Source organism: Frateuria sp. GZRR33 (assembly GCF_051900425.1).
Taxonomy (GTDB): Bacteria; Pseudomonadota; Gammaproteobacteria; order Xanthomonadales; family Rhodanobacteraceae; genus Frateuria_A.
The window spans coordinates 404,324-421,427 of sequence record NZ_JBHZGK010000001.1 but is presented as its reverse complement, the minus strand read 5'-3'; the positions used below and the strand labels follow the sequence as shown (position 1 = coordinate 421,427).

Annotated in this window: 22 protein-coding genes; 8 read left to right on the top strand and 14 right to left on the bottom strand. The window is 69.2% G+C overall.

All coding sequences use genetic code 11. The annotated features are described in order from the left end of the window. Positions 1-122 precede the first annotated feature (122 nt). The 3 genes from ACFWZU_RS01945 to ACFWZU_RS01935 all read right to left on the bottom strand — a co-directional run bounded on the left by ACFWZU_RS01945 (position 123) and on the right by ACFWZU_RS01935 (position 1,765). The gene (locus ACFWZU_RS01945) at positions 123-989 is read right to left on the bottom strand and encodes an alpha/beta hydrolase family protein (protein ID WP_439699720.1); all 867 of its coding nucleotides are present in this window, start codon (positions 987-989) and stop codon (positions 123-125) included. Between the two features lie 95 nt (positions 990-1,084). Continuing rightward, complete coding sequence (locus tag ACFWZU_RS01940; protein ID WP_091333775.1) at positions 1,085-1,294, bottom strand: cold-shock protein; 210 nt, start codon at positions 1,292-1,294, stop codon at positions 1,085-1,087. Between the two features lie 261 nt (positions 1,295-1,555). Beyond that, entirely contained in the window at positions 1,556-1,765 is a 210-nt protein-coding gene (locus ACFWZU_RS01935) for a cold-shock protein (RefSeq protein ID WP_209614482.1), read from the bottom strand. A gap of 308 nt (positions 1,766-2,073) precedes the next feature. On the opposite strand from ACFWZU_RS01935, the gene ACFWZU_RS01930 reads away from it, so the two are divergent. Then, entirely contained in the window at positions 2,074-2,565 is a 492-nt protein-coding gene (locus ACFWZU_RS01930) for a hypothetical protein (RefSeq protein WP_439699719.1), read from the top strand. Here the strand turns inward: ACFWZU_RS01930 and ACFWZU_RS01925 are convergent. Next, entirely contained in the window at positions 2,562-3,845 is a 1,284-nt protein-coding gene (locus tag ACFWZU_RS01925; protein ID WP_439699718.1) for a winged helix-turn-helix domain-containing protein, read from the bottom strand. The genes ACFWZU_RS01930 and ACFWZU_RS01925 overlap by 4 nt on opposite strands. Before the next feature lie 121 nt (positions 3,846-3,966). Between ACFWZU_RS01925 and ACFWZU_RS01920 the strand changes: the two genes are divergently transcribed. Further along, positions 3,967-4,620: a hypothetical protein gene (locus ACFWZU_RS01920; RefSeq protein WP_439699717.1), complete on the top strand. Its 654-nt coding sequence runs from the start codon at positions 3,967-3,969 to the stop codon at positions 4,618-4,620. A gap of 174 nt (positions 4,621-4,794) precedes the next feature. Next, positions 4,795-5,883, top strand: a complete 1,089-nt coding sequence (locus tag ACFWZU_RS01915; protein ID WP_439699813.1) for a phospholipase A — start codon at positions 4,795-4,797, stop codon at positions 5,881-5,883. A 95-nt stretch (positions 5,884-5,978) separates the two neighbouring features. Here the strand turns inward: ACFWZU_RS01915 and ACFWZU_RS01910 are convergent, their stop codons facing one another. Then, positions 5,979-6,461: an FKBP-type peptidyl-prolyl cis-trans isomerase gene (locus tag ACFWZU_RS01910; protein ID WP_439699716.1), complete on the bottom strand. Its 483-nt coding sequence runs from the start codon at positions 6,459-6,461 to the stop codon at positions 5,979-5,981. Between the two features lie 100 nt (positions 6,462-6,561). Here ACFWZU_RS01910 and dacB point away from each other — a divergent pair, with 100 nt between their 5' ends. Beyond that, positions 6,562-8,061: a D-alanyl-D-alanine carboxypeptidase/D-alanyl-D-alanine endopeptidase gene (dacB, locus tag ACFWZU_RS01905; RefSeq protein ID WP_439699715.1), complete on the top strand. Its 1,500-nt coding sequence runs from the start codon at positions 6,562-6,564 to the stop codon at positions 8,059-8,061. Between the two features lie 82 nt (positions 8,062-8,143). Here dacB and ACFWZU_RS01900 read toward each other — a convergent pair whose 3' ends face one another. Continuing rightward, positions 8,144-8,629, bottom strand: a complete 486-nt coding sequence (locus ACFWZU_RS01900; RefSeq protein ID WP_439699714.1) for a glutathione peroxidase — start codon at positions 8,627-8,629, stop codon at positions 8,144-8,146. Between the two features lie 100 nt (positions 8,630-8,729). Between ACFWZU_RS01900 and ACFWZU_RS01895 the strand changes: the two genes are divergently transcribed. Further along, positions 8,730-8,861, top strand: coding sequence for a hypothetical protein (locus ACFWZU_RS01895; RefSeq protein ID WP_439699713.1), 132 nt, complete (start codon positions 8,730-8,732; stop codon positions 8,859-8,861). A 6-nt stretch (positions 8,862-8,867) separates the two neighbouring features. Here the strand turns inward: ACFWZU_RS01895 and pncB are convergent, their stop codons facing one another. From pncB to ACFWZU_RS01870, 5 genes are all read right to left on the bottom strand, one after another. Beyond that, the gene (gene pncB, locus ACFWZU_RS01890) at positions 8,868-10,049 is read right to left on the bottom strand and encodes a nicotinate phosphoribosyltransferase (RefSeq protein WP_439699712.1); all 1,182 of its coding nucleotides are present in this window, start codon (positions 10,047-10,049) and stop codon (positions 8,868-8,870) included. Positions 10,050-10,095: 46 nt separating this feature from the next. Then, positions 10,096-10,482 carry a hypothetical protein gene (locus ACFWZU_RS01885; protein ID WP_439699711.1) on the bottom strand — a complete coding sequence of 129 codons (387 nt, stop codon included), beginning with the start codon at positions 10,480-10,482 and terminating at the stop codon, positions 10,096-10,098. 183 nt (positions 10,483-10,665) lie between these two features. After that, on the bottom strand, positions 10,666-11,751 hold the full coding sequence (locus tag ACFWZU_RS01880) for an aminopeptidase (protein WP_439699710.1): 1,086 nt from the start codon (positions 11,749-11,751) through the stop codon (positions 10,666-10,668). 52 nt (positions 11,752-11,803) lie between these two features. Then, positions 11,804-12,202, bottom strand: a complete 399-nt coding sequence (locus ACFWZU_RS01875) for a hypothetical protein (RefSeq protein WP_439699709.1) — start codon at positions 12,200-12,202, stop codon at positions 11,804-11,806. Positions 12,203-12,309: 107 nt separating this feature from the next. Further along, positions 12,310-12,699 (bottom strand): hypothetical protein, encoded by a 390-nt coding sequence (locus ACFWZU_RS01870; protein WP_439699708.1) that lies wholly within the window; start codon positions 12,697-12,699, stop codon positions 12,310-12,312. Between the two features lie 7 nt (positions 12,700-12,706). Here ACFWZU_RS01870 and ACFWZU_RS01865 point away from each other — a divergent pair, with 7 nt between their 5' ends. After that, positions 12,707-13,321, top strand: coding sequence for a hypothetical protein (locus ACFWZU_RS01865; protein WP_439699707.1), 615 nt, complete (start codon positions 12,707-12,709; stop codon positions 13,319-13,321). Here ACFWZU_RS01865 and ACFWZU_RS01860 read toward each other — a convergent pair. Genes ACFWZU_RS01860 through ACFWZU_RS01850 form a run of 3 tightly spaced genes read right to left on the bottom strand, consistent with a single transcriptional unit; the run spans position 13,246 to position 15,592 of the window. Next, positions 13,246-14,046: a metallophosphoesterase family protein gene (locus ACFWZU_RS01860; RefSeq protein WP_439699706.1), complete on the bottom strand. Its 801-nt coding sequence runs from the start codon at positions 14,044-14,046 to the stop codon at positions 13,246-13,248. The genes ACFWZU_RS01865 and ACFWZU_RS01860 overlap by 76 nt on opposite strands. Beyond that, a complete protein-coding gene (locus ACFWZU_RS01855) occupies positions 14,043-14,981 on the bottom strand; it encodes a diacylglycerol/lipid kinase family protein (RefSeq protein ID WP_439699705.1) in 939 nt (312 codons plus the stop codon). The genes ACFWZU_RS01860 and ACFWZU_RS01855 overlap by 4 nt, the downstream gene beginning before the upstream one ends. A gap of 8 nt (positions 14,982-14,989) precedes the next feature. Next, entirely contained in the window at positions 14,990-15,592 is a 603-nt protein-coding gene (locus ACFWZU_RS01850) for a rhomboid family intramembrane serine protease (protein WP_439699704.1), read from the bottom strand. 138 nt (positions 15,593-15,730) lie between these two features. Between ACFWZU_RS01850 and ACFWZU_RS01845 the strand changes: the two genes are divergently transcribed. Together ACFWZU_RS01845 and ACFWZU_RS01840 are read left to right on the top strand one after the other, a co-directional pair. Beyond that, complete coding sequence (locus tag ACFWZU_RS01845; RefSeq protein WP_439699703.1) at positions 15,731-16,612, top strand: PhzF family phenazine biosynthesis protein; 882 nt, start codon at positions 15,731-15,733, stop codon at positions 16,610-16,612. After that, on the top strand, positions 16,609-17,079 hold the full coding sequence (locus ACFWZU_RS01840) for a YaiI/YqxD family protein (protein WP_439699702.1): 471 nt from the start codon (positions 16,609-16,611) through the stop codon (positions 17,077-17,079). Before ACFWZU_RS01845 ends, ACFWZU_RS01840 begins: the two co-directional genes overlap by 4 nt. Positions 17,080-17,104 lie beyond the last annotated feature (25 nt).

Sequence of the window (17,104 nt, the reverse complement as noted above, 5' to 3'; positions counted from 1 at the left end):
CCGCTTCAAGAGGCGGGTTCCATCGCCCTCCTCCGGGGCCTGAGCCGCGAGGTCTTCTGCAGGAGCGCACCCGTGCGCGACCGTGATCGCCATGCTTCGGGCGGTCGCGCACAGGTGCGCTCCTACAGGGGTTGCGGGCCTGGAACCAGCCACGCGTTGATGTGCGCGGCCACCGGGGCGGGCGTCTTCATCCAGCCAAAATGGTCGGCGGGCCCGTGCAGTTCGTCGGGGCCGAGCACCTCGCGCGTGATGGCCGCGCGCGGCAGCTTGCCCAGCAGCCATTCCAGCGAGGCGGCAGGGCCCAGCCAGTCGTCGCGCAGACGCACGGCCAGCACCGGGCCGGCAAAGGCCGCCATGCCCGGCTCCAGGTCGCCCATGCTCGCGGCCGCGTAATGGCCGGTGCGGCCCGTGCGCGCCCAGTCGTCGATCACCCCGCGCGCCTCGTTTCCGCCGAAGCCGATGCGCCGCCCCGGGAAATGTCCGGACAGCCGGGCCAGCACAGGTGCCGCCACGTAGGACGCGCCAATCAGCCAGCCGTGGCGGAAGTTTCTCCAGTACGGCGCGCCACTGGCCACCAGCACCAGTCCGGCGACTTGAGCGGGGTGGGCACCGGCATACATTGCCGCCAGTTGCCCGCCGAGGCTGTGCCCGCCCAGGTAGCCGGCCGTCCCGGGCCAGGCCGCGCGGGCGGCGGCGAGCCCGCGGGGCAAGTCGTCCTGCAGCAGGGTGCGGTAGCCCCAGTCCTGTCGCCGTCCCGCGCGCCGGTCGCTGGAACCGATGCCGCGCCATTCGTGCAGCGCCACCGCCACGCCACGCCCCGCCAGCGCCTGCGCCAGCGGCAGGTAGTGCTTCGCCGGCACGCCCATCGCGGGCAGCCAGTAGAGCCAGCGGCCTTGTGCCGGCTGGCCGACCAGCAGCAGCTCGCTGGCCGCGCCATCGGCGGCGATCACGCGCTCGATGCGCACGGGGTCACTGAGGTCCGCATCCATGGGTTTGCGCCCAAAAACCACAGGCTAGCGAAGCGGCGGCGCGCGCACAAAAAAAGGCCGGCTTGCGCCGGCCTTTGGCAAACGTTCGATCCGCCTCAGGCCGGGGCGACTTCGTCCGCCTGCAGGCCCTTCTGGCCCTGCACGACCTTGAAGCTCACCTTCTGGCCTTCCTTCAGGCTCTTGAAGCCCGTTCCGCTGATGGCGCGGAAATGCACGAAGACGTCGGGGCCACTCTCCCGGCTGATGAAGCCAAAGCCCTTGGCGTCGTTGAACCACTTGACGGTGCCAATCTCTCGATCCGACATGACTCACTCCGTTCTGCACGATGCTGAGACAAGTCGACCTCCCCTTTGGCCGACGGCTTACTGGGCATGCAGGGAGCGGGTGGAGCGAGGCGTGATTCGGGGAATCGGCGCTTCGGGGCACGCACGTGGACCGAGCAGACACAGTGCCCCAAGCATAACGGAAATTTGCTGAAAGCAAGTGGCGCCGGAAAACCCCTTTTCCGGGCAAATAAAAAGCCGGGCATCGCTGCCCGGCTCTCTCGTGGCTTTGCGGAAAACCGCTTAGGCCGGCATGACCTCGTCGGCCTGCAGGCCCTTCTGGCCCTGCACGACCTTGAAGCTGACCTTCTGGCCTTCCTGCAGGCTCTTGAAGCCGGTGCCGCTGATGGCACGGAAGTGCACGAACACGTCCGGGCCGTTGTCACGGCTGATGAAGCCGAAGCCCTTGGCGTCGTTGAACCACTTGACGGTACCGATCTGACGATCAGACATGAAACACTCCACTAGGTTGGATCAAAAGAGACTCGACCGCCGCGACATGCGGGGCCGACTTACTGGTGTGCAAGGAAAACCCTAGGGGTGATTCGATGAAGCGCCGGTCGGCGGCATCGGGCCACATGACTCTGGTGACCCCGGCAAACACAGTGGGCGCATCATAGCCGGTACCGATCGCGTGTGCGACCGCCAAACTGAACGGCGCGGAGCCTTTTTTCGGCGGGGAAAATTTCAGATTTCCTTCACGGTGCCGTTTGTCTAGTGTCGAGGTCGCCAGCCGCACTGCAGCCACAGGAATGTCCGCTATGAAGCTCGCCCTCCCGCGCCTGACCATCGCCCTGCTCGGCGCCGGCCTGTTGCTGGCCGGATGTGCCAACCACCCGGCGCGTTCGGGCTCGACTGCCGGCCAGCCACAGGCCGCCGGCGAAACCCGGCCGGCTCCTGCCGCACAACCCGGCGAAAGCCGCGAGAGCCGCGCCAGCCACGAAGAGCGGGGCGCCGCGACGAGCACGCCGGAACAGGCGGCATTGCCGCAGAGCACCGGCGTCCCCGCGTGCGACGACTACCTGGCCAGCTACGTCGCCTGCCACCAGGCCGCGCAGATCTACAAGCCGGACCAGATCCAGGGCCGCTACGAGGCCATGCGCACCAGCCTGCTGCGCGACTCGCAGGATCCGAAGATCCGCCCCAACCTGGCCGCGCGGTGCAACTCGCTGGCGAGCCAGTTGCGCCAGGCGCTGCACGGCAAATCCTGCCAGTCCGCTCCGGCCACGCCGGGCAGCCAGGCCGGCGACTAGCCGGTCAACCCGGCGCTCTTCCAATGGGCGCGCAAGGCGCGCCCGAAGGCTGCCGGCTCACTGCGCTCCAGCCGAAGCGCCGGCGTTCCATGCCATTGCGCGGTACGTGCGATCGCATCGGCCACATCCCCGACTAGTCGCGGGGTGGCCCCCTGGCCGGGCTCCAGGAACAGCGCCTTGATCTCGAAAACGCCCTCCCCGCGATGTGCCTTGGCATCCAGCCGCCCGACCAGGCTGCCGCGATGCAGGATCGGCAGCACGTAGTAGCCGTAGCGCCTTTTTGGTGCAGGCGTGTAGCACTCGATCGCGTACTCGAAATCGAACATGGCCTGCGCGCGGGCCCGGTCCCAGACCAGCGGATCGAATGGCGAGAGCAGGGTCGTGTGGGTCGCCCGCAGCTGCCCCGCGCGCGCCTTGCCAAGCAGCGGCGCATGCTCGCGGTGGACGTAGCCGGGCGCGCTCCAGCCCTGCACCGGAACCATCTCCAGCTCGCCCGCGGCGACCAGCGGCGCCAGTTCGGCATCGTCCACCGCGGGCTTGAGCCGATAGTAATCGGCGACCCAGCGCGCCTGGGTGATGCCCAGCGCACGCACGCTGTCGAGGATGAAGCGCTGGCGCAGGCCGGGGGTGTCGAGCGGGCTCGGCACGAAGGGAGGATCGAGTTTGCCCAGCACGCGATCGGCCAGGTCGTACACGCGCTGGAAGCGCTCGCGCCGCGGAATCATCAGCTCGCCCAGCGCGAACCAGGCTTCCAGCCAGCGCTTTTCCGGCTTCCACTCCCACCAGCCGCTGGCGCCACGGTCGGCGCGCGGAAAGTCGGCCGCACGCACGGCGCCCTGCGTGCGGATCCGTTCCAACAGTCCATCCATGTCGGCGCGGTGGTCGCGATGCATGCGCGCCGCGTGGCGATGCGCCCAGTGCGCGCCGCGCTCGCGCCATGCGCGGTGCAGGGGCAGGTCCGCCGCAGGCACGAAACAGGCCTCGTGCGCCCAGCACTCGGCAATGCGTCCCTGTGCCAGCGCCTCGTCAAGCCAGCTGCCGTCGTAATGGCCCAGCCGCGCGTGCAGCACCAGATAAGGGCTGCGCGCGACGACATGGATGGAATCGATCTGCAGCAGGCGCATCCGCCCGATCGCCGCCACCACGTCGCCAGGACGCGGGCGCCGGCCCAGCGGCCGCAGCAGGCCCTGCGCGGCCAGGTGCAGGCGACGGGCCTGGGCCAGGCCCAGCGGTAGCGTTTGGCTGGATAAAGCGGGAGACAACGTGGTCTGGGACTTCACGGAACCCTACTGCGCAAGATGAGGCCGCGTTTACAAATCGTTTGTTAGCGTGCCGGAAGCGCGGCGGCCCCATCGATTGTTCCAAGCCCGCGCCCCCGCATTCTGGCATGGAGTATCGATGATGAAATTCCGCAAGCCATGGCTGTCCGCCCTTGTCGCCGGTTCGCTGCTCGCGTCCGGCATTTTGATGGCGCAGGACGTTCCCACGCCCCCGACGCCGCCCCCGCCGCCGTCGGACCCGAGCAATCCGGCGCCCCCGCCGCCGACTACCCCGATGCCGCCGCCCCCGGCCGGCTCGCCGCAGTCGAACATGCCGCCGACGCCCCCGCCGCCGCCCGACCCCAACGCGACGCCGCCGGCACCGCCGACCAGCTCGAGCATGCAGAGCATGCCGCCGCCGGCATCCAGCGCCCCGCCGCCCATGGGCAATGACTCGGGCGGCATGAACGGCAACCAGGGCATGAACAATGGCATGGACCACGGCAACATGGATTCCAGCGGCAACATGGACGCCAACGGCAACATGAGTGGCGGCATGAACGGCGCGGGCATGAACGCCGGCGGCAACGCCAACGTGGAGTTCAAGTCCTCCATGCCGCCGGCCTCCTCCGCCGGGCCGGCGCCCGACTTCGGCCAGCTGGCCAACGGCAAGAAGTCGATCACCATGCAGGAAGCCGCCAGCTACCCGCCGCTGGCCAACGACTTCGGCTATGCCGACAAGAACGGCGACGGCCGCGTTACCCAGCGCGAGTACGAGGCCTGGCAGTCCCACTGAACTTTGCTCGACACTCCCCTCGCCGGCCTCGCGGCCGGCTTTTTTTTTGCCCCGAGCGGCCGGGCCGCCGCTCCGCTCGTGGCACCTGCGCATGACGGCCTGTCCGCCCGTCACGGCCGGTTGGGCCGTCGCTCGCTAGACTTCGCCCCATTGCCCCAGGAAGCGACGCCCTTGATCAAGCACGGTACGACCGCGGTGCTCGCGGCACTTGGCGGGCTCTGGGTTTGCGCGGCGCACGCGCAGAACCCCGACCCGATGGACATCCGCGCCTGCACCGCCATCGAAAGCGACGCGCAGCGGCTGGCCTGCTACGACCACGCCACCGGCCGTGTGAACCTGCCCGTGGCGCAGAAGCGCATCGACGAGGAAACCCTCCTGCCGAGTGTGTTCGGCCACGACCGCAACCCCGGCCAGGTCGCCGCGCAGGAGAACCCGGAGGTGTCCGCCCCGCTGTCCCTGCTGGACAGCCGCTGGGAGCTCTCGCCCGAAGCCAAGCTGGGCACGTTCAACGTGCGCGGCTACAAGCCGGTCTACCTGCTGCCGGTATTCGCCACCAGCAACCAGAACGAGCGTCCGCAGAGTCCCAATCCGCTCAACACGGTGACCACGCCGGAGCGGTTGGACAACGTCGAGGCCAAGTTCCAGCTCAGCCTGAAGACCAAGCTGTGGCAGGGCGTGTTCGGCGACACCGGCGACCTGTGGCTGGGCTATACCCAGTCCTCCCGCTGGCAGGTCTACAACGACCGCCTGTCGCGTCCGTTCCGCGAGACCAACTACGAACCCGAGGCGATGCTGGTCTTCGACACCCATTACGACCTGCTGGGCTGGGACGGGCGCATGCTGGGGATCGGCATCAACCACCAGTCCAACGGCCGCTCCAACCCGCTCTCGCGCAGCTGGAACCGGGTGATTGCCGACATCGGCCTCGAGCGCGGCAACTGGACCATCATGCTGCGCCCGTGGTGGCGCATCCCCGAAGGCGGTACCGACGACAACAACCCGGACATCAGCGACTACATGGGCCGCGGCGAAGTGCAGATCGTGCACGAATGGAACGGGCAGGAGTTCGGCATGTTGCTGCGCCACTCGTTCCGCGGCGGCAGCCGCAGCCATGGCGCCGCGCAGTTCACCTGGAGCTTCCCGCTGGCCGGCAACCTGCGCGGCTACATGGAGCTGTTCAAGGGCTACGGCGAAAGCCTGATCGACTACAACCACAACGCCACCTACCTGGGCCTGGGCGTGTCGCTGCTGGACTGGTACTGAGGAAAAGCAGAAGCCCGCTTGTGGGCGATGCCCTTCGGCACCTGCGCCGAAGAACATCGCCCCGAAGCGGGCTCCAGCAAAGGTGGTGCCGGTACTTAGTGGTCGTGCCCGCCCGGGCCGTGCACGTGGCCGTGCTGAAGCTCTTCCGCACTGGCCTCGCGCACGTCGGTCACCTCGACGTTGAAGTGCAGCGTCTGCCCGGCCAGCGGGTGGTTGCCGTCGATGTGCACCTTGTCGTCGTCCACGCGCACCACGGTCACATTGATCACGCCCTGCGGGCCGCGGCCCTGAAACTGCATGCCCGGCTGGATGTCCTCCACGCCCTGGAACGCCTCGCGCGGCACTTCCTGCATCAACTCGGCATGGCGCGGACCGTAGCCTTCCTCCGGCGACACGTCGACCTTGAACTGGTCGCCCGCCTGGCGCCCGGCCATCACCTTCTCCAGGCCCGGCACGATCTGGCCGGTACCGTGCAGGTAGGACAGCGGCTCGCGTCCCTCGGAGCTGTCGATGACGCGTCCCTCGTCGTCGGTCAGCGTGTAGTGGAAAGAGGCGACGGTGTTGTCTGCGATCTGCATGGCACTCTCGTTGTCGGTGAATGGGCCAGCTTAACAGGTCGGGGTCGAGGCCCCGTCACACCGGCCTGCGCCGTGGCCGCGCGATTGCGATACTGCGGGAATGAAGTTTCTCCGCCTGATTTCCCTGCTCGCCCTCGCACTGGCTCCGCTGCACGCGGCGGCCATGGACCTGCCCGCCACGCGCGCCGCGATCGACGCACGCCTTGCCCAATCGCGCTTCGCCGCCGCGCGCTGGGGCATTGCGGTGGTGTCGCTCGACAGCGGTCGCACGCTGTATGCGCACGATGCCGACAAGCTGTTCCTGCCCGCGTCGACCGCCAAGCTGTACACCGCGGCGCTGGTGCTGAACGGGCTGGATGCAAGCTACCGCATCCCCACCCGCGTGCTCGGCTCCGCCCCGGGAAAGCGCGGGCGCGTGCAGGGGCCGCTGGTGCTCTACGGCATGGGCGATCCCTCGCTGGGTGCCGACCCGTCCACCGCGGACTGGGCCGACGCGCTGGCCGATCAACTGGCGGCCAGGGGCGTGCGCCGCGTACAGGGCGATCTGGTGGCCGATGCCAGCTACTTCGCCGGACCGGCGATCGGCGACGGCTGGGAAGCCACCGACCTGCTCGCCGGTTTCGCCGCGCCGGCCTCGGCACTGAGCGTGTACGAGAACCAGCTGCGGCTGACCGTGACGCCCGCGGCGCGCACGGGCGAACCGGCGCAACTGGCGTTCGATCCGCCCGCCGCGGCGATGCTGCTGGACGACCGCCTGCTCACCGGCACCACGGACGACATCCATCTCTACCGCGCGCCGGGCAGCAAGCTATTGCACGCCTTTGGGTCCATCCCGGCGCAGTCACCGCCGCGCAGTTTCCGGCTGGCCATGGCCGATCCGGCACAGGTGGCCGGCCAGTTGCTGCTGCAGTCGCTGCAGCGACATGGCATCACGGTCGATGGCGAAGTGCGCGTGCGGCGCTGGCCGCAGCAGCAGGATACGGCGCTGCGGGCAGGCACCACCGTGCTGGCGCAGGTGCAATCCCCACCGCTTGCCACGCTGCTGCGCGAGGGACTGAAGCGCTCGCAAAACCTGTACCTGCAGAACCTGCTGCAGCTGGCCGGTACGCGCGCCCATGCCGCGGCAACGGATGATCCGCTCGCGCCGTCCGGTTTCCTGGGCACGGCCGACTGGGGCATCCACGCGCTGCGCCAGTTGCTCGACCGCATCGGTATTCCGCCTTCGGCGAGCCTGGTGGGCGAAGGCACCGGCCTCTCCCGACGTGACCTCACCACACCGAACGCGCTGGTCCGCCTGCTCGCCTTTCTCGCCAACGGACCGGACGCCGGCCGCGTGCGCGACATGCTGCCGGTGGCCGGCGTCGACGGCACGCTGGCCTCGCGCATGCGCGGTACGCCCGCCGCGGGCAACGTGCACGCCAAGACCGGCAGCATGACGTACGTGAACTGCCTGGCCGGCTACGTCACCAGCGCGGCCGGCGAGCACCTGGCGTTCGCGATCCTGCTCAACGACTACGTGCCCCCGGAGGGCAGCTCGGCCAGCGCGGAGGTCGATGCGATCGCCGTCCTGCTGGCCGAAATGGACGAGCGCAGCCTGTAGAAGCGCACCTGTGAGCGAACGCGATGGCCTTCGCAACGGGTACATGGCGGTCGCGCACAGGTGCGTTCCTACAGCGCCGGGGTCAGCTTGTGATCCGTCGCGCCAGATCGGCCTCGATCTTCTCCGGCGTATCCGTCGGCGCGTAGCGCTTGACGACCTGTCCCTCGGGATCGACCAGGAACTTGGTGAAGTTCCACTTGATCGCCTCGCTGCCGAGCACGCCCCTGCCCTCGCGCTTGAGCCAGCGATAAAGCGGATGCGCACCGGGCCCGTTGACCTCGACCTTGGCGAACAGCGGGAAGCTCACCTCGTAATTGAGGCTGCAGAACTGGCGGATCTCCGCCTCACTGCCCGGCTCCTGGTGACCGAACTGGTCGCAGGGGAAGCCGAGCACGGTCAACCCGCGCTCGCGCCATGCGCGGGACAGCGCCTCCAATCCGGCGTATTGTGGGGTGAAACCGCACTTGGAGGCGACGTTGACGATCAGCAGCCAGCGCCCGCGCCAGTCGGCTAGCGAGCGCTCCTGGCCGTCGATATCGCGCGCGGAGAAGTCGTAGACGCTGCTCATGCAAAGGCTCCCATAAGGTGTCGGCCAGTCTACGCCGGCCGCGGCATATGCACATGAGCGATGGTCATTTCCCGCCAGGCACCCCCAGGACGATGCTGCCATGATGCACCTGATCCTTTCCGCCCTGGTCGCGCTCGCCACGCTCGTGCTGCTGGCCTACGCGGCATGCCGCGAGGCGCCGCGCCGGCAGGTGCGCGTGCGTGCGCGGCGCGATCGACACATCGGGCCGTAGCTCGCCTCAAGCCTCCGGCGGAATGTCGAACACCTGCCGCAGGTAGGTGACATAGGCCGCGTCGTCGCACATGTTCTTGCCGGGCGAATCGCTGAGCTTGGCCACCGGCTGGTCGTTGCAGCGGACCATCTTGATGACGATCTGCAGCGGCGTGGGCCCGACATCGTTGGTCAGGTTGGTGCCGACGCCGAAGGCGAGCTGGCAGCGCCCGCGGAAATGGCGGTAGAGCTGCATCACCCGCGGCATGTTCAGCGCGTCGCTGAACACCAGGATCTTGGTGCGCGGATCGACGCGGTTGGCGCGGTAATGCGCCAGCACCTTCTCACCCCAGTCGAACGGATCGCCCGAGTCGTGCCGGGTGCCATCGAAGAGCTTGCAGAAATACATGTCGAAGTCGCGCAGGAACGCGTCCAGGCCGTAGACGTCCGACAGCGCGATGCCCAGGTCGCCGCGGTACTCCTTCGCCCAGGTTTCCAGCGCCACGCGCTGCGAATCGCGCAGCCGTGGCCCCAGCGCCTGGTGTGCCTGCAGGTATTCGTGCGCCAGCGTGCCCAACGGGGTGAGGCCGAGCTTCCACGCCATCCAGACGTTGCTGGTACCGGCCAGCTGCTCGCCCAGGCCATCGCGCAGGGTGCGCACCACCTCCTCGTGCCATTCGCGCGAGAAACGCCGGCGCGTGCCGTAGTCGGCGATGCGGCAGTCGGCGTACTCGGGGTCCGCGCGCAGCAGCTCGATCTTGGCCCTCAGGCGTGCGCGGCCTTCGGCGAGGTCGAGGCCAGGCCGGGTGTTGCGGAAATAGACCTCGTTGACGATCGCCAGCAGCGGGACCTCGAACAGGATCGTGTGCAGCCACGGGCCGCGGATGCGGATCTCGATCTCGCCGTTGGCCGCTGGCGAAGGCGCGATCTCCACGTACTTGGCGTTGAGCTGGAACAGCCCCAGGAAATCGACGAAGTCGCTCTTGATGTAACGCCAGCCACGCAGGTAGTCGAGCTCCTCGGGCGTGAAGCGCAGACGGCACAGCGCGTCGAGCTCGGCGCGGATCTCGTCGATGCAGGGCACCAGGTCGATGCCCGGATTGCGGCACTTGAAGCGGTATTCCACGTGCGCAGCCGGATAGTGGTGCAGCACCACCTGCATCATCGAGAACTTGTACAGGTCGGTGTCGAGCAGGGACTGGACGATCATGCGCTGGCCTGGCCGGACCCGGCGCGGAGCCGGATCGGAACACGCATTATCCCCGCGCCGGTGCCAGCGCGGCGAGTTGCGCGTCGATCGCGCGCACGAAGGCATCCGCACCCGGCCAGCTGGTGATGCGGCCGAGCTTGCGCGTGCCGGCAAACACGATGAACGCCGGGATGCCGTGCAGGCCGAAGCGGGTGGCCATGCCGGGATCCTCGTAGACGTTGTCGTGGAGCCAGCGCACGCGCGGCCACTGGAAGCGCTCGCGTGCCAGCAGCATGGCGCGCTTGGCGATGTCGCAGTTGGGGCAGTCGCGGCCCCACAGGAACAGGATGGCCAGGCCATCGACCGGTTCGGCCAGCGCGGCATCCAGCTCGGATTCGCGCACGAGGCGCATCGGCAACTGCTCGAAGAAATGCGGAACGGTGGTGTCGGCCATGGTCCCGAGTTTGGGGCGTGGGCGACAGGTGCCAAGGTGCGGCGCGGGCATGCTCAGGTGTCGCGTCGATTCCGCTCCGCTCGAAGCTCATCCGTCTGCCTCCGCGGGCGAGCGGGACGACAAGGCGACCAGCTTGCTGCACACGTTGAGCGCAGGCCGAGGCGACGTCGAAGTCGACGGTCCTTACTCGCTCGCAGGCCCGGCCGGCTTCGCGGCAGCGAGGCGTTCGAGCGCCCGCGTCCGCTCGGCCACGGGCTTGCCCGCCAGCGCACCTGCCGCGGCATAGAACGCGCCCCAGTCGCGCTCCGCACGCTCGAACAGCACCGCGAACGCGCTGGTCCAGCGGTCGTACAGGCCGAAGGGAAGCAACTTGGCGTTGTTGATCGGCGCAGCCACCCAGGCGTCGTAACGCGCGTCACCCGACCCGCGGCTGTCGCGCCACTGCGCATAGCGACGGCGGAACGCCTCGATCTCCGCCTGCTTGCCGCGCGCCAGCGAAGCCCGGTCGTCCGTGCTTGCGTACAGTGCCTTGAGGCGTTCACGCAGGTCCAGCACCAGCGTGGTGAAGCCCTGCTCCATCGCCTGGTCGCGTGGATCGGGCGGCGGCAAGCCACGCGCCTTGCGCCACTCGCGCAGGCCCTCCTGCTCGACGAAGCTGGCAAACGATTCGTTGAAGGCCGTGTCGCCCTTGACGTACAGCCGCTGGTGCGCGAGCTCGTGGAAGACGGTGCCGGCCAACTCATCGTCGTCCCAGCGCAGCATGCTCGAGACGATCGGATCGGCGAACCAGCCCAGCGTCGAATAGGCCGGCACCGGCCCGATCCACACGTCATTGCCCTGCGCCTTCAGCTCCGCCGCGCGAGCCTGCGCCCGGGCCTGCTCGAAGTAGCCCCGGTAGGCCACGCAGCCGGCGATCGGGAAGCACTGCGGCAGCGCCTCGACCGAATACGGCGGGGTGGCGAACACGTTCCACGCCACGTAGGGCCGATGCAGGTCCACGTAGCTGGTGTAGCTGCGATTGTCGGGAAGCCCCAGTACGGCGGAGGCGAACCGCCGGGCCTGGGCGGCCAGGCGCAGGCGGCCGGCCAGCTGCGGAGCGGTGGCCGGGTCGCGCACCACCTTGGCGATCGGCCGCCGGTGCATGAGCAACGACGCCTGCCCATGCGCGACGTGGGCGTAATAACGCAGGCTGCCGCAGCCGCCGAGCAGAAGACACAGCGCGACAGTAGCCAGGCGCGCGGTGCGCCCGCGAAGAGACGGAAAAGGCATGCCGCGATTGTGCCAAGCGAACGCTTCCGGCACGAGGCGCGGCTATCGCCGGTCAGTCGCGATCGTGGCCGCGCCGCCCGCGCCAGTCGCCCCGGTCATGGCCGCGGTCGTCGCGCCCATGCCATTCGCGCCGGCCATGCCGTTCGTCGCGATAGTCGTGCCGGTCGCGGCTCCAGTCCCGCCCGCGGTAGTGATGCGAGCCTTCGTACCAGGTGCCGCTGATGCCGACGCTCACTCCCGAGGAATAGCAGCAGCCGTAGCCGTAGCCGGGCCCGTAATAGCCGCCATAGCCGTAATAGTCCGGCTGGTAGATCACCGACGGACCTTCGCCGTAATAGGCGTCGCCCTGATAGCCGTTGCCGCGCACGTAACTGTACCCGGGGTCGTAATAGCAACCCGAGAGCGCCGCCGTGCCGAGCACCAGCGCCAGTCCTGCAAGCATGCGTTTCATGGGCTCACCTCCGTGACTGCTGTCACGCAGGCCACGCTAGTCGCGGCGGTTTGAATGCGCCCTTAAGCGCCGCGCCCGCGGATGCGCGGGCGCGGCGGGGTGCGGCGTCAGATCTTGGCGCCGCGCTGGCCGGTATGGACCGGGATGGTGGTCTTGGGCGCATCGCTGGGAAGCTGCGGGCTTTCCGGCGTATGGATGGCCGATTCACCGTGCGGCTGCGGCTGCCCGTCGGCGGGACGATCGGACGCCTGCCGGGTGCGATCCTGCTTGGCATCGAGCAGGGCCTGGATGTGCGCCACCGCCTCTTCCGGGCTGATGTGCTGGGTCGCCGGGGCCGCCTTGCGCGGAGCCGTGCCCTTGGGCGCGGCGGGCCTGGCGGCACCGGACCGGCTCGGCTTGCCCGCTGGAGCGGCTTTCTTCGCGGCCGGTTTGACCGCGGTCTTCTTTGCTGCCATGCCGCCGGACGCCGCCTTGCGGGCGGCCGTCTTCTTCGGCATGGCCCCGGTGGCCGTCTTCCTGACCGCGGTCGGGGAGGTCTTGCCCGTGGCGGCCTTCTTCGGCGCGGCTTTCTTTGGCGCCGCCTTGCTGGCGGAGGCCTTCTTCGGTGCCGCTTTCCTTGCGGCTGCCTTGCCCGGCGCCGCCTTGCTGGATGCCGCCTTCTTCGGTGTCGCCTTCTTCGCCGCCGTCTTGGTGGCCTGCGACTTCTTCGTGGCCGTGGACTTGCCGGCGGCCTTCTTCACGGCCGCGGATTTGCCGGTGGCCTTCTTGGCGGCGGGACGAGCGGCGGTGCGGTTGATCGGTGTCTTGATGCCGGCCCTGGCGGCGGCGGTCTTCTTCGTCGCCTTGCTGCCGGCGGCTGCCTTCTTTGCCGCGGATTTCTTCGCGGCCGACGTGCGGGTCGTTGCCATGCGTCCTCACTCCTGCGGTGGTCAGTGCAGCCTTGCCCGCATGCGCCACGCACCGGGCGAAAAGACCTGCACGTCCAGTATTGCGCGGGCATCCTCCGCTGTCATGCGCGATCGCGGCATGAAGCGCCGCGCGATTCAGGGTGCATGCGGTGCACGCAACGCGAGATCCGTCCGCTCGTGGCAGGCGAAGACACCGCGCTTGGCGTCGTAGTCCCAGCGCTCCGCCGCGCAGGCATCGGCGGCCACGCGATGGAGCACGTTGACCGAGTTGGGGATGCCACCGCGTACCCGATGCGACACCGCGGTGCCGGCCTGCACCACCCACAGGGGGCGGCCGCCACGCTCCGGCAAGGGGCGGACGTAAGGCAGGTGGATGTGCCCCCCCAGCACTAGCTGCGCACCGGCCGCCGCCCATGCATCGGCCGCCTGCGCGTGCCCGCGCAGCAAGTTGCTCCGGTCGGATGCCTCGATCACCGCCATCGGCTGGTGCACCACCACCACCCGCAGCTGGCCCGGCGCCGCCTGGCGCAGACGCCCCGCCACCCGTTCGATCTGCGCCGGCGACACTTCGCCCTGCTTGTGGCGCCACCAGCGCGTGGTGTTGACCCCCAGCACCAGCCATTCGGGCGACGACCACGCCGGCTCCAGCTCCTGGCCGAAGGCGGCCGAGTAGCGTGCATAGGGCGCCCGCAGGCGGGCAGCCAGGGCGTACAGCGGGATGTCGTGGTTGCCGGGGATCGCCAGGAACGGCGCCGGCAGGCTGGCGACGAACGCGCGCGCCGCGGCGAACTGCGCCGGTCGCGCGCGCTGGGTCAGGTCGCCCGACAGCACCACCAGCGCCGGGCGGCGCTCATGCACCAGTTGCCGCAGCGCCTCCAGCACGGGCGCCCGCTCGGTACCGAAATGCGAGTCGGACATGTGCAGCAGCACGCTCACGGGCGCCGGTCCCGCGGTACCAGAAGCCGCAGTGGCTGAGGCGCGACCCGGAAGCGCAGCGGCAACGGCAGGCGGACGATCTCGCCGTCGATGGCGACCTTGATCTGCCGGCGTCGCGGCAGGGCCACCTCGAGCTCGGTGAAGGCGAAACTGTCGACTTTCTCCACGTCACCCAGATGGCCGAACAGCCCGCGCACCGCGGTGAAGATCATGTGCCAGCGCGCCAGCGGCGGCAGCACGATGCCGACCAGCGAGCCGCGGTCCACCTCGCCGGCCTGGGGAATGCCGATGCTCTCCAGTTGCAGGCGGTTGTCGCCCACGACCAGCGTGGTGCTGCGCCGAACCTGCCACTGGCCGTCCTCGCAGAGCGACAGGCGCAGGTCCGGGTAGTCGCCCAGCAGTGCCCGCAGCCCGGACAGCAGCGCGACCAGACGGTGCCGGCCGAAGCGGCGCTTGTCCAGCTCGCGCCGCTCGAGCAGCTCGGGGTAGAGCCCGAGGCTCGCGTTCACCAGGAACACGCGCTCGTTGATCGTGCCCACCTGGACCGGCATTTCCGTCGCATCCAGCAGGCCGCGCATGCCCGCGCCGGCGTCGCCCTCGGGAAGGCGGTGGCAGCGACCGAAGAAGTTGAAGGTGCCTTGCGGCAGCACGCCCAGCGGCAACCCGCTCGGCAGCACGACCTGCACCACCGCGTTGATGGTGCCGTCACCGCCGACGACCACCACCGCACCGTCCTGGGCCCGCGCCGCCTCGACCGCCTGCCCCGCCAGCTCGCCGAGGTGCCGCGGATGTTTCGCGCAGAACAGCCGATAGGAGCGTCCCGCAGCGTCGAGCGTGCTGCGGATGGCCGCCTCCGTGGCACCGGCATCGCCGCTGCCCGAGCGGCGGTTGAGCACCACGAAGAACGGTCGTTGGCGATCTGGCGTCGTGGGCATGGACCTCCCTACATGCGTGGGTTGGAAAGCTCCGCAAGGAAGTGAGTGAACACCCTGGGCTCTATCAGCAGGGTGAAGACCACGCCGAAGGCCGCGCCCCACAGATGCGCGCTGTGGTTGATGTTGTCGCGGCCGGCGCGGTCCATGTAGATGGAGTAGCCGACGTAAAGCACGGCATACAGCACGGCCGGCATCGGCAGCACGAACACGATGATCTTCGACCAGGGCGCCAGCAGCACGTAAGTGAACAGCACCGCCGAAACCGCCCCCGAGGCACCCAGGCTGTGGTAGTTCGGGTTGCGGCGGTTCTTGATGTAGGTGGGGAGGATCGAGACGACCAGCGCGGCGATGTAGAACAACACGAAACCCAGCCGGCCCAGTTCAGCGGAATAGAACTGCTCGATCAGCCGCCCGAAGAAGAACAGCGTGATCATGTTGAACAACAGGTGGCCGAAGTCCGCGTGCACCAGCCCGTACGTCACCAGGCGGTGGTACTCGCGATGGCGCTGGATCGCAGGCGGCCAGAGGATCAGGTCGTCCAGCAGCTTCGGCCTGTTGAAGGCCAGGAACGAGACGACGCAGGTGATGGCGATGATGGCCAGGGTGATCATGAGCGCTGGGGCTTCCTGAGCAACGGGCGGACCGTCCATCTTGGCGTCACCCTTGCGCCTTGTCGACTCGCGCGGCCACGGGTGCGGCATCCGGGCGTATCATGCGCGCCTTTATCCGCCCGCTCCCCACGGACACGCATGGAACCGATCCGCTACCTGCATCTGGACGTCTTTGCTGCCACCTGCGGCGGCGGCAACCACCTGGGGGTGGTGACCGACGCGCGCGACTGGAGCGATGACGAGATGCAGCGTTTCGCGCGCTGGACCGCGCTGGTGGAAACCACCTTTCTGCTGCCGCCGTCGACACGGCAGGCGAGCTACCGCGTGCGCATTTTCACGCCGCAGCACGAGATTCCCTTCGCCGGCCATCCAAGTGTCGGCAGCGCGCACGCGGTGCTGGCCTGCGGACTGGCACAGCCGGTCGATGGCCTGCTCTGGCAGGAATGCGGCGCCGGGGTGTTGCCGATCCGCGTCGAAGGCGAGGGTGAGTCGCGCGACCTGCTGCTGAAATCGCCCGGCGAGCGGGTGCTCGCCACCGGCCGTGATGCGCACCCTCTGCTGGAAGCCACGCTTGGCGGCATCGAGCTGGGCATGCTGCCGCCGGCGCTGGTCGACGGCGGGCGCCGCTGGTGGCTGGCCGAGGTCGCCGACGAGGCGGGCCTGCGTGGCTGGCTGCCCGACCACAGCGCCATCGGCGCGCTGGCCCGCGCCACGGGCAGCATGGGCCTGTGCGCATTCGCACGCAGCGCGTCGGGTCACTACCAACTGGTGGTGCGCGCCTTCCCCGCCGGCGTGGGTATCGTCGAGGACCCGGCTTCGGGCGCCGCCAACGGCCTGATCGCCGCGTACATCGCCCAGGCCGAGCCGCACGGTGCGCTGGCGCGCGGCTATGCGATCAGCCAGGGGCGCGAGATGGGCCACGACGCGCGCCTGCTGGCACGCATCGAGCCGGACGCGATCTGGGTCGGTGGGCGCGCACGCACGGTCGTCGACGGCCTGCTGCACTGGAACGGCGCGTGAGCGGCGCGCCGCAGATCTGGGTCGACGCGGACGCCTGCCCGGGGCCGATCAAGGAGATCCTGTTCCGCGCGGCCGAACGTGCGCAGGTGATGGTGACGCTGGTCGCCAACCAGATGCTGCGCACGCCGTCCACGCGCTGGGTGCGGGCGATCCAGGTGGCCGGCGGGTTCGACGTGGCCGACAACGAGATCGTGCAGCGACTGGCCGCGGGCGACCTGGTGGTGACGCAGGACATCCCGCTGGCCGCGCAGGCCATCGACAAGGGCGCGCTGGCGCTGCACCCGCGCGGCGAGCTGTACACGCGCGAGACCATCGCGCAGCGGTTGTCGATGCGCAACTTCATGGACGAGCTGCGCGGCGCCGGCGTGGATACCGGCGGCCCGGCGGCGTTCCATGCGCGCGACCGGCAGGCCTTCGCCAACCAGCTCGACCGCTGGCTGCAGCAGCGCCGAAGAGCTTGTAAGTGAGCGTAGGGTGGGCTTCAGCCCACCG

Coding starts and splice junctions, on each gene's coding strand:
- ACFWZU_RS01945 (WP_439699720.1), bottom strand. CDS start 989: ATGGATGCGGACCTCAGTGACCCCGTGCGCATCGAGCGCGTGATCGCC.
- ACFWZU_RS01940 (WP_091333775.1), bottom strand. CDS start 1,294: ATGTCGGATCGAGAGATTGGCACCGTCAAGTGGTTCAACGACGCCAAG.
- ACFWZU_RS01935 (WP_209614482.1), bottom strand. CDS start 1,765: ATGTCTGATCGTCAGATCGGTACCGTCAAGTGGTTCAACGACGCCAAG.
- ACFWZU_RS01930 (WP_439699719.1), top strand. CDS start 2,074: ATGAAGCTCGCCCTCCCGCGCCTGACCATCGCCCTGCTCGGCGCCGGC.
- ACFWZU_RS01920 (WP_439699717.1), top strand. CDS start 3,967: ATGAAATTCCGCAAGCCATGGCTGTCCGCCCTTGTCGCCGGTTCGCTG.
- ACFWZU_RS01910 (WP_439699716.1), bottom strand. CDS start 6,461: ATGCAGATCGCAGACAACACCGTCGCCTCTTTCCACTACACGCTGACC.
- dacB (WP_439699715.1), top strand. CDS start 6,562: ATGAAGTTTCTCCGCCTGATTTCCCTGCTCGCCCTCGCACTGGCTCCG.
- ACFWZU_RS01900 (WP_439699714.1), bottom strand. CDS start 8,629: ATGAGCAGCGTCTACGACTTCTCCGCGCGCGATATCGACGGCCAGGAG.
- ACFWZU_RS01895 (WP_439699713.1), top strand. CDS start 8,730: ATGATGCACCTGATCCTTTCCGCCCTGGTCGCGCTCGCCACGCTCGTG.
- pncB (WP_439699712.1), bottom strand. CDS start 10,049: ATGATCGTCCAGTCCCTGCTCGACACCGACCTGTACAAGTTCTCGATG.
- ACFWZU_RS01885 (WP_439699711.1), bottom strand. CDS start 10,482: ATGGCCGACACCACCGTTCCGCATTTCTTCGAGCAGTTGCCGATGCGC.
- ACFWZU_RS01880 (WP_439699710.1), bottom strand. CDS start 11,751: ATGCCTTTTCCGTCTCTTCGCGGGCGCACCGCGCGCCTGGCTACTGTC.
- ACFWZU_RS01875 (WP_439699709.1), bottom strand. CDS start 12,202: ATGAAACGCATGCTTGCAGGACTGGCGCTGGTGCTCGGCACGGCGGCG.
- ACFWZU_RS01870 (WP_439699708.1), bottom strand. CDS start 12,699: ATGCCGAAGAAGACGGCCGCCCGCAAGGCGGCGTCCGGCGGCATGGCA.
- ACFWZU_RS01855 (WP_439699705.1), bottom strand. CDS start 14,981: ATGCCCACGACGCCAGATCGCCAACGACCGTTCTTCGTGGTGCTCAAC.
- ACFWZU_RS01850 (WP_439699704.1), bottom strand. CDS start 15,592: ATGATCACCCTGGCCATCATCGCCATCACCTGCGTCGTCTCGTTCCTG.
- ACFWZU_RS01845 (WP_439699703.1), top strand. CDS start 15,731: ATGGAACCGATCCGCTACCTGCATCTGGACGTCTTTGCTGCCACCTGC.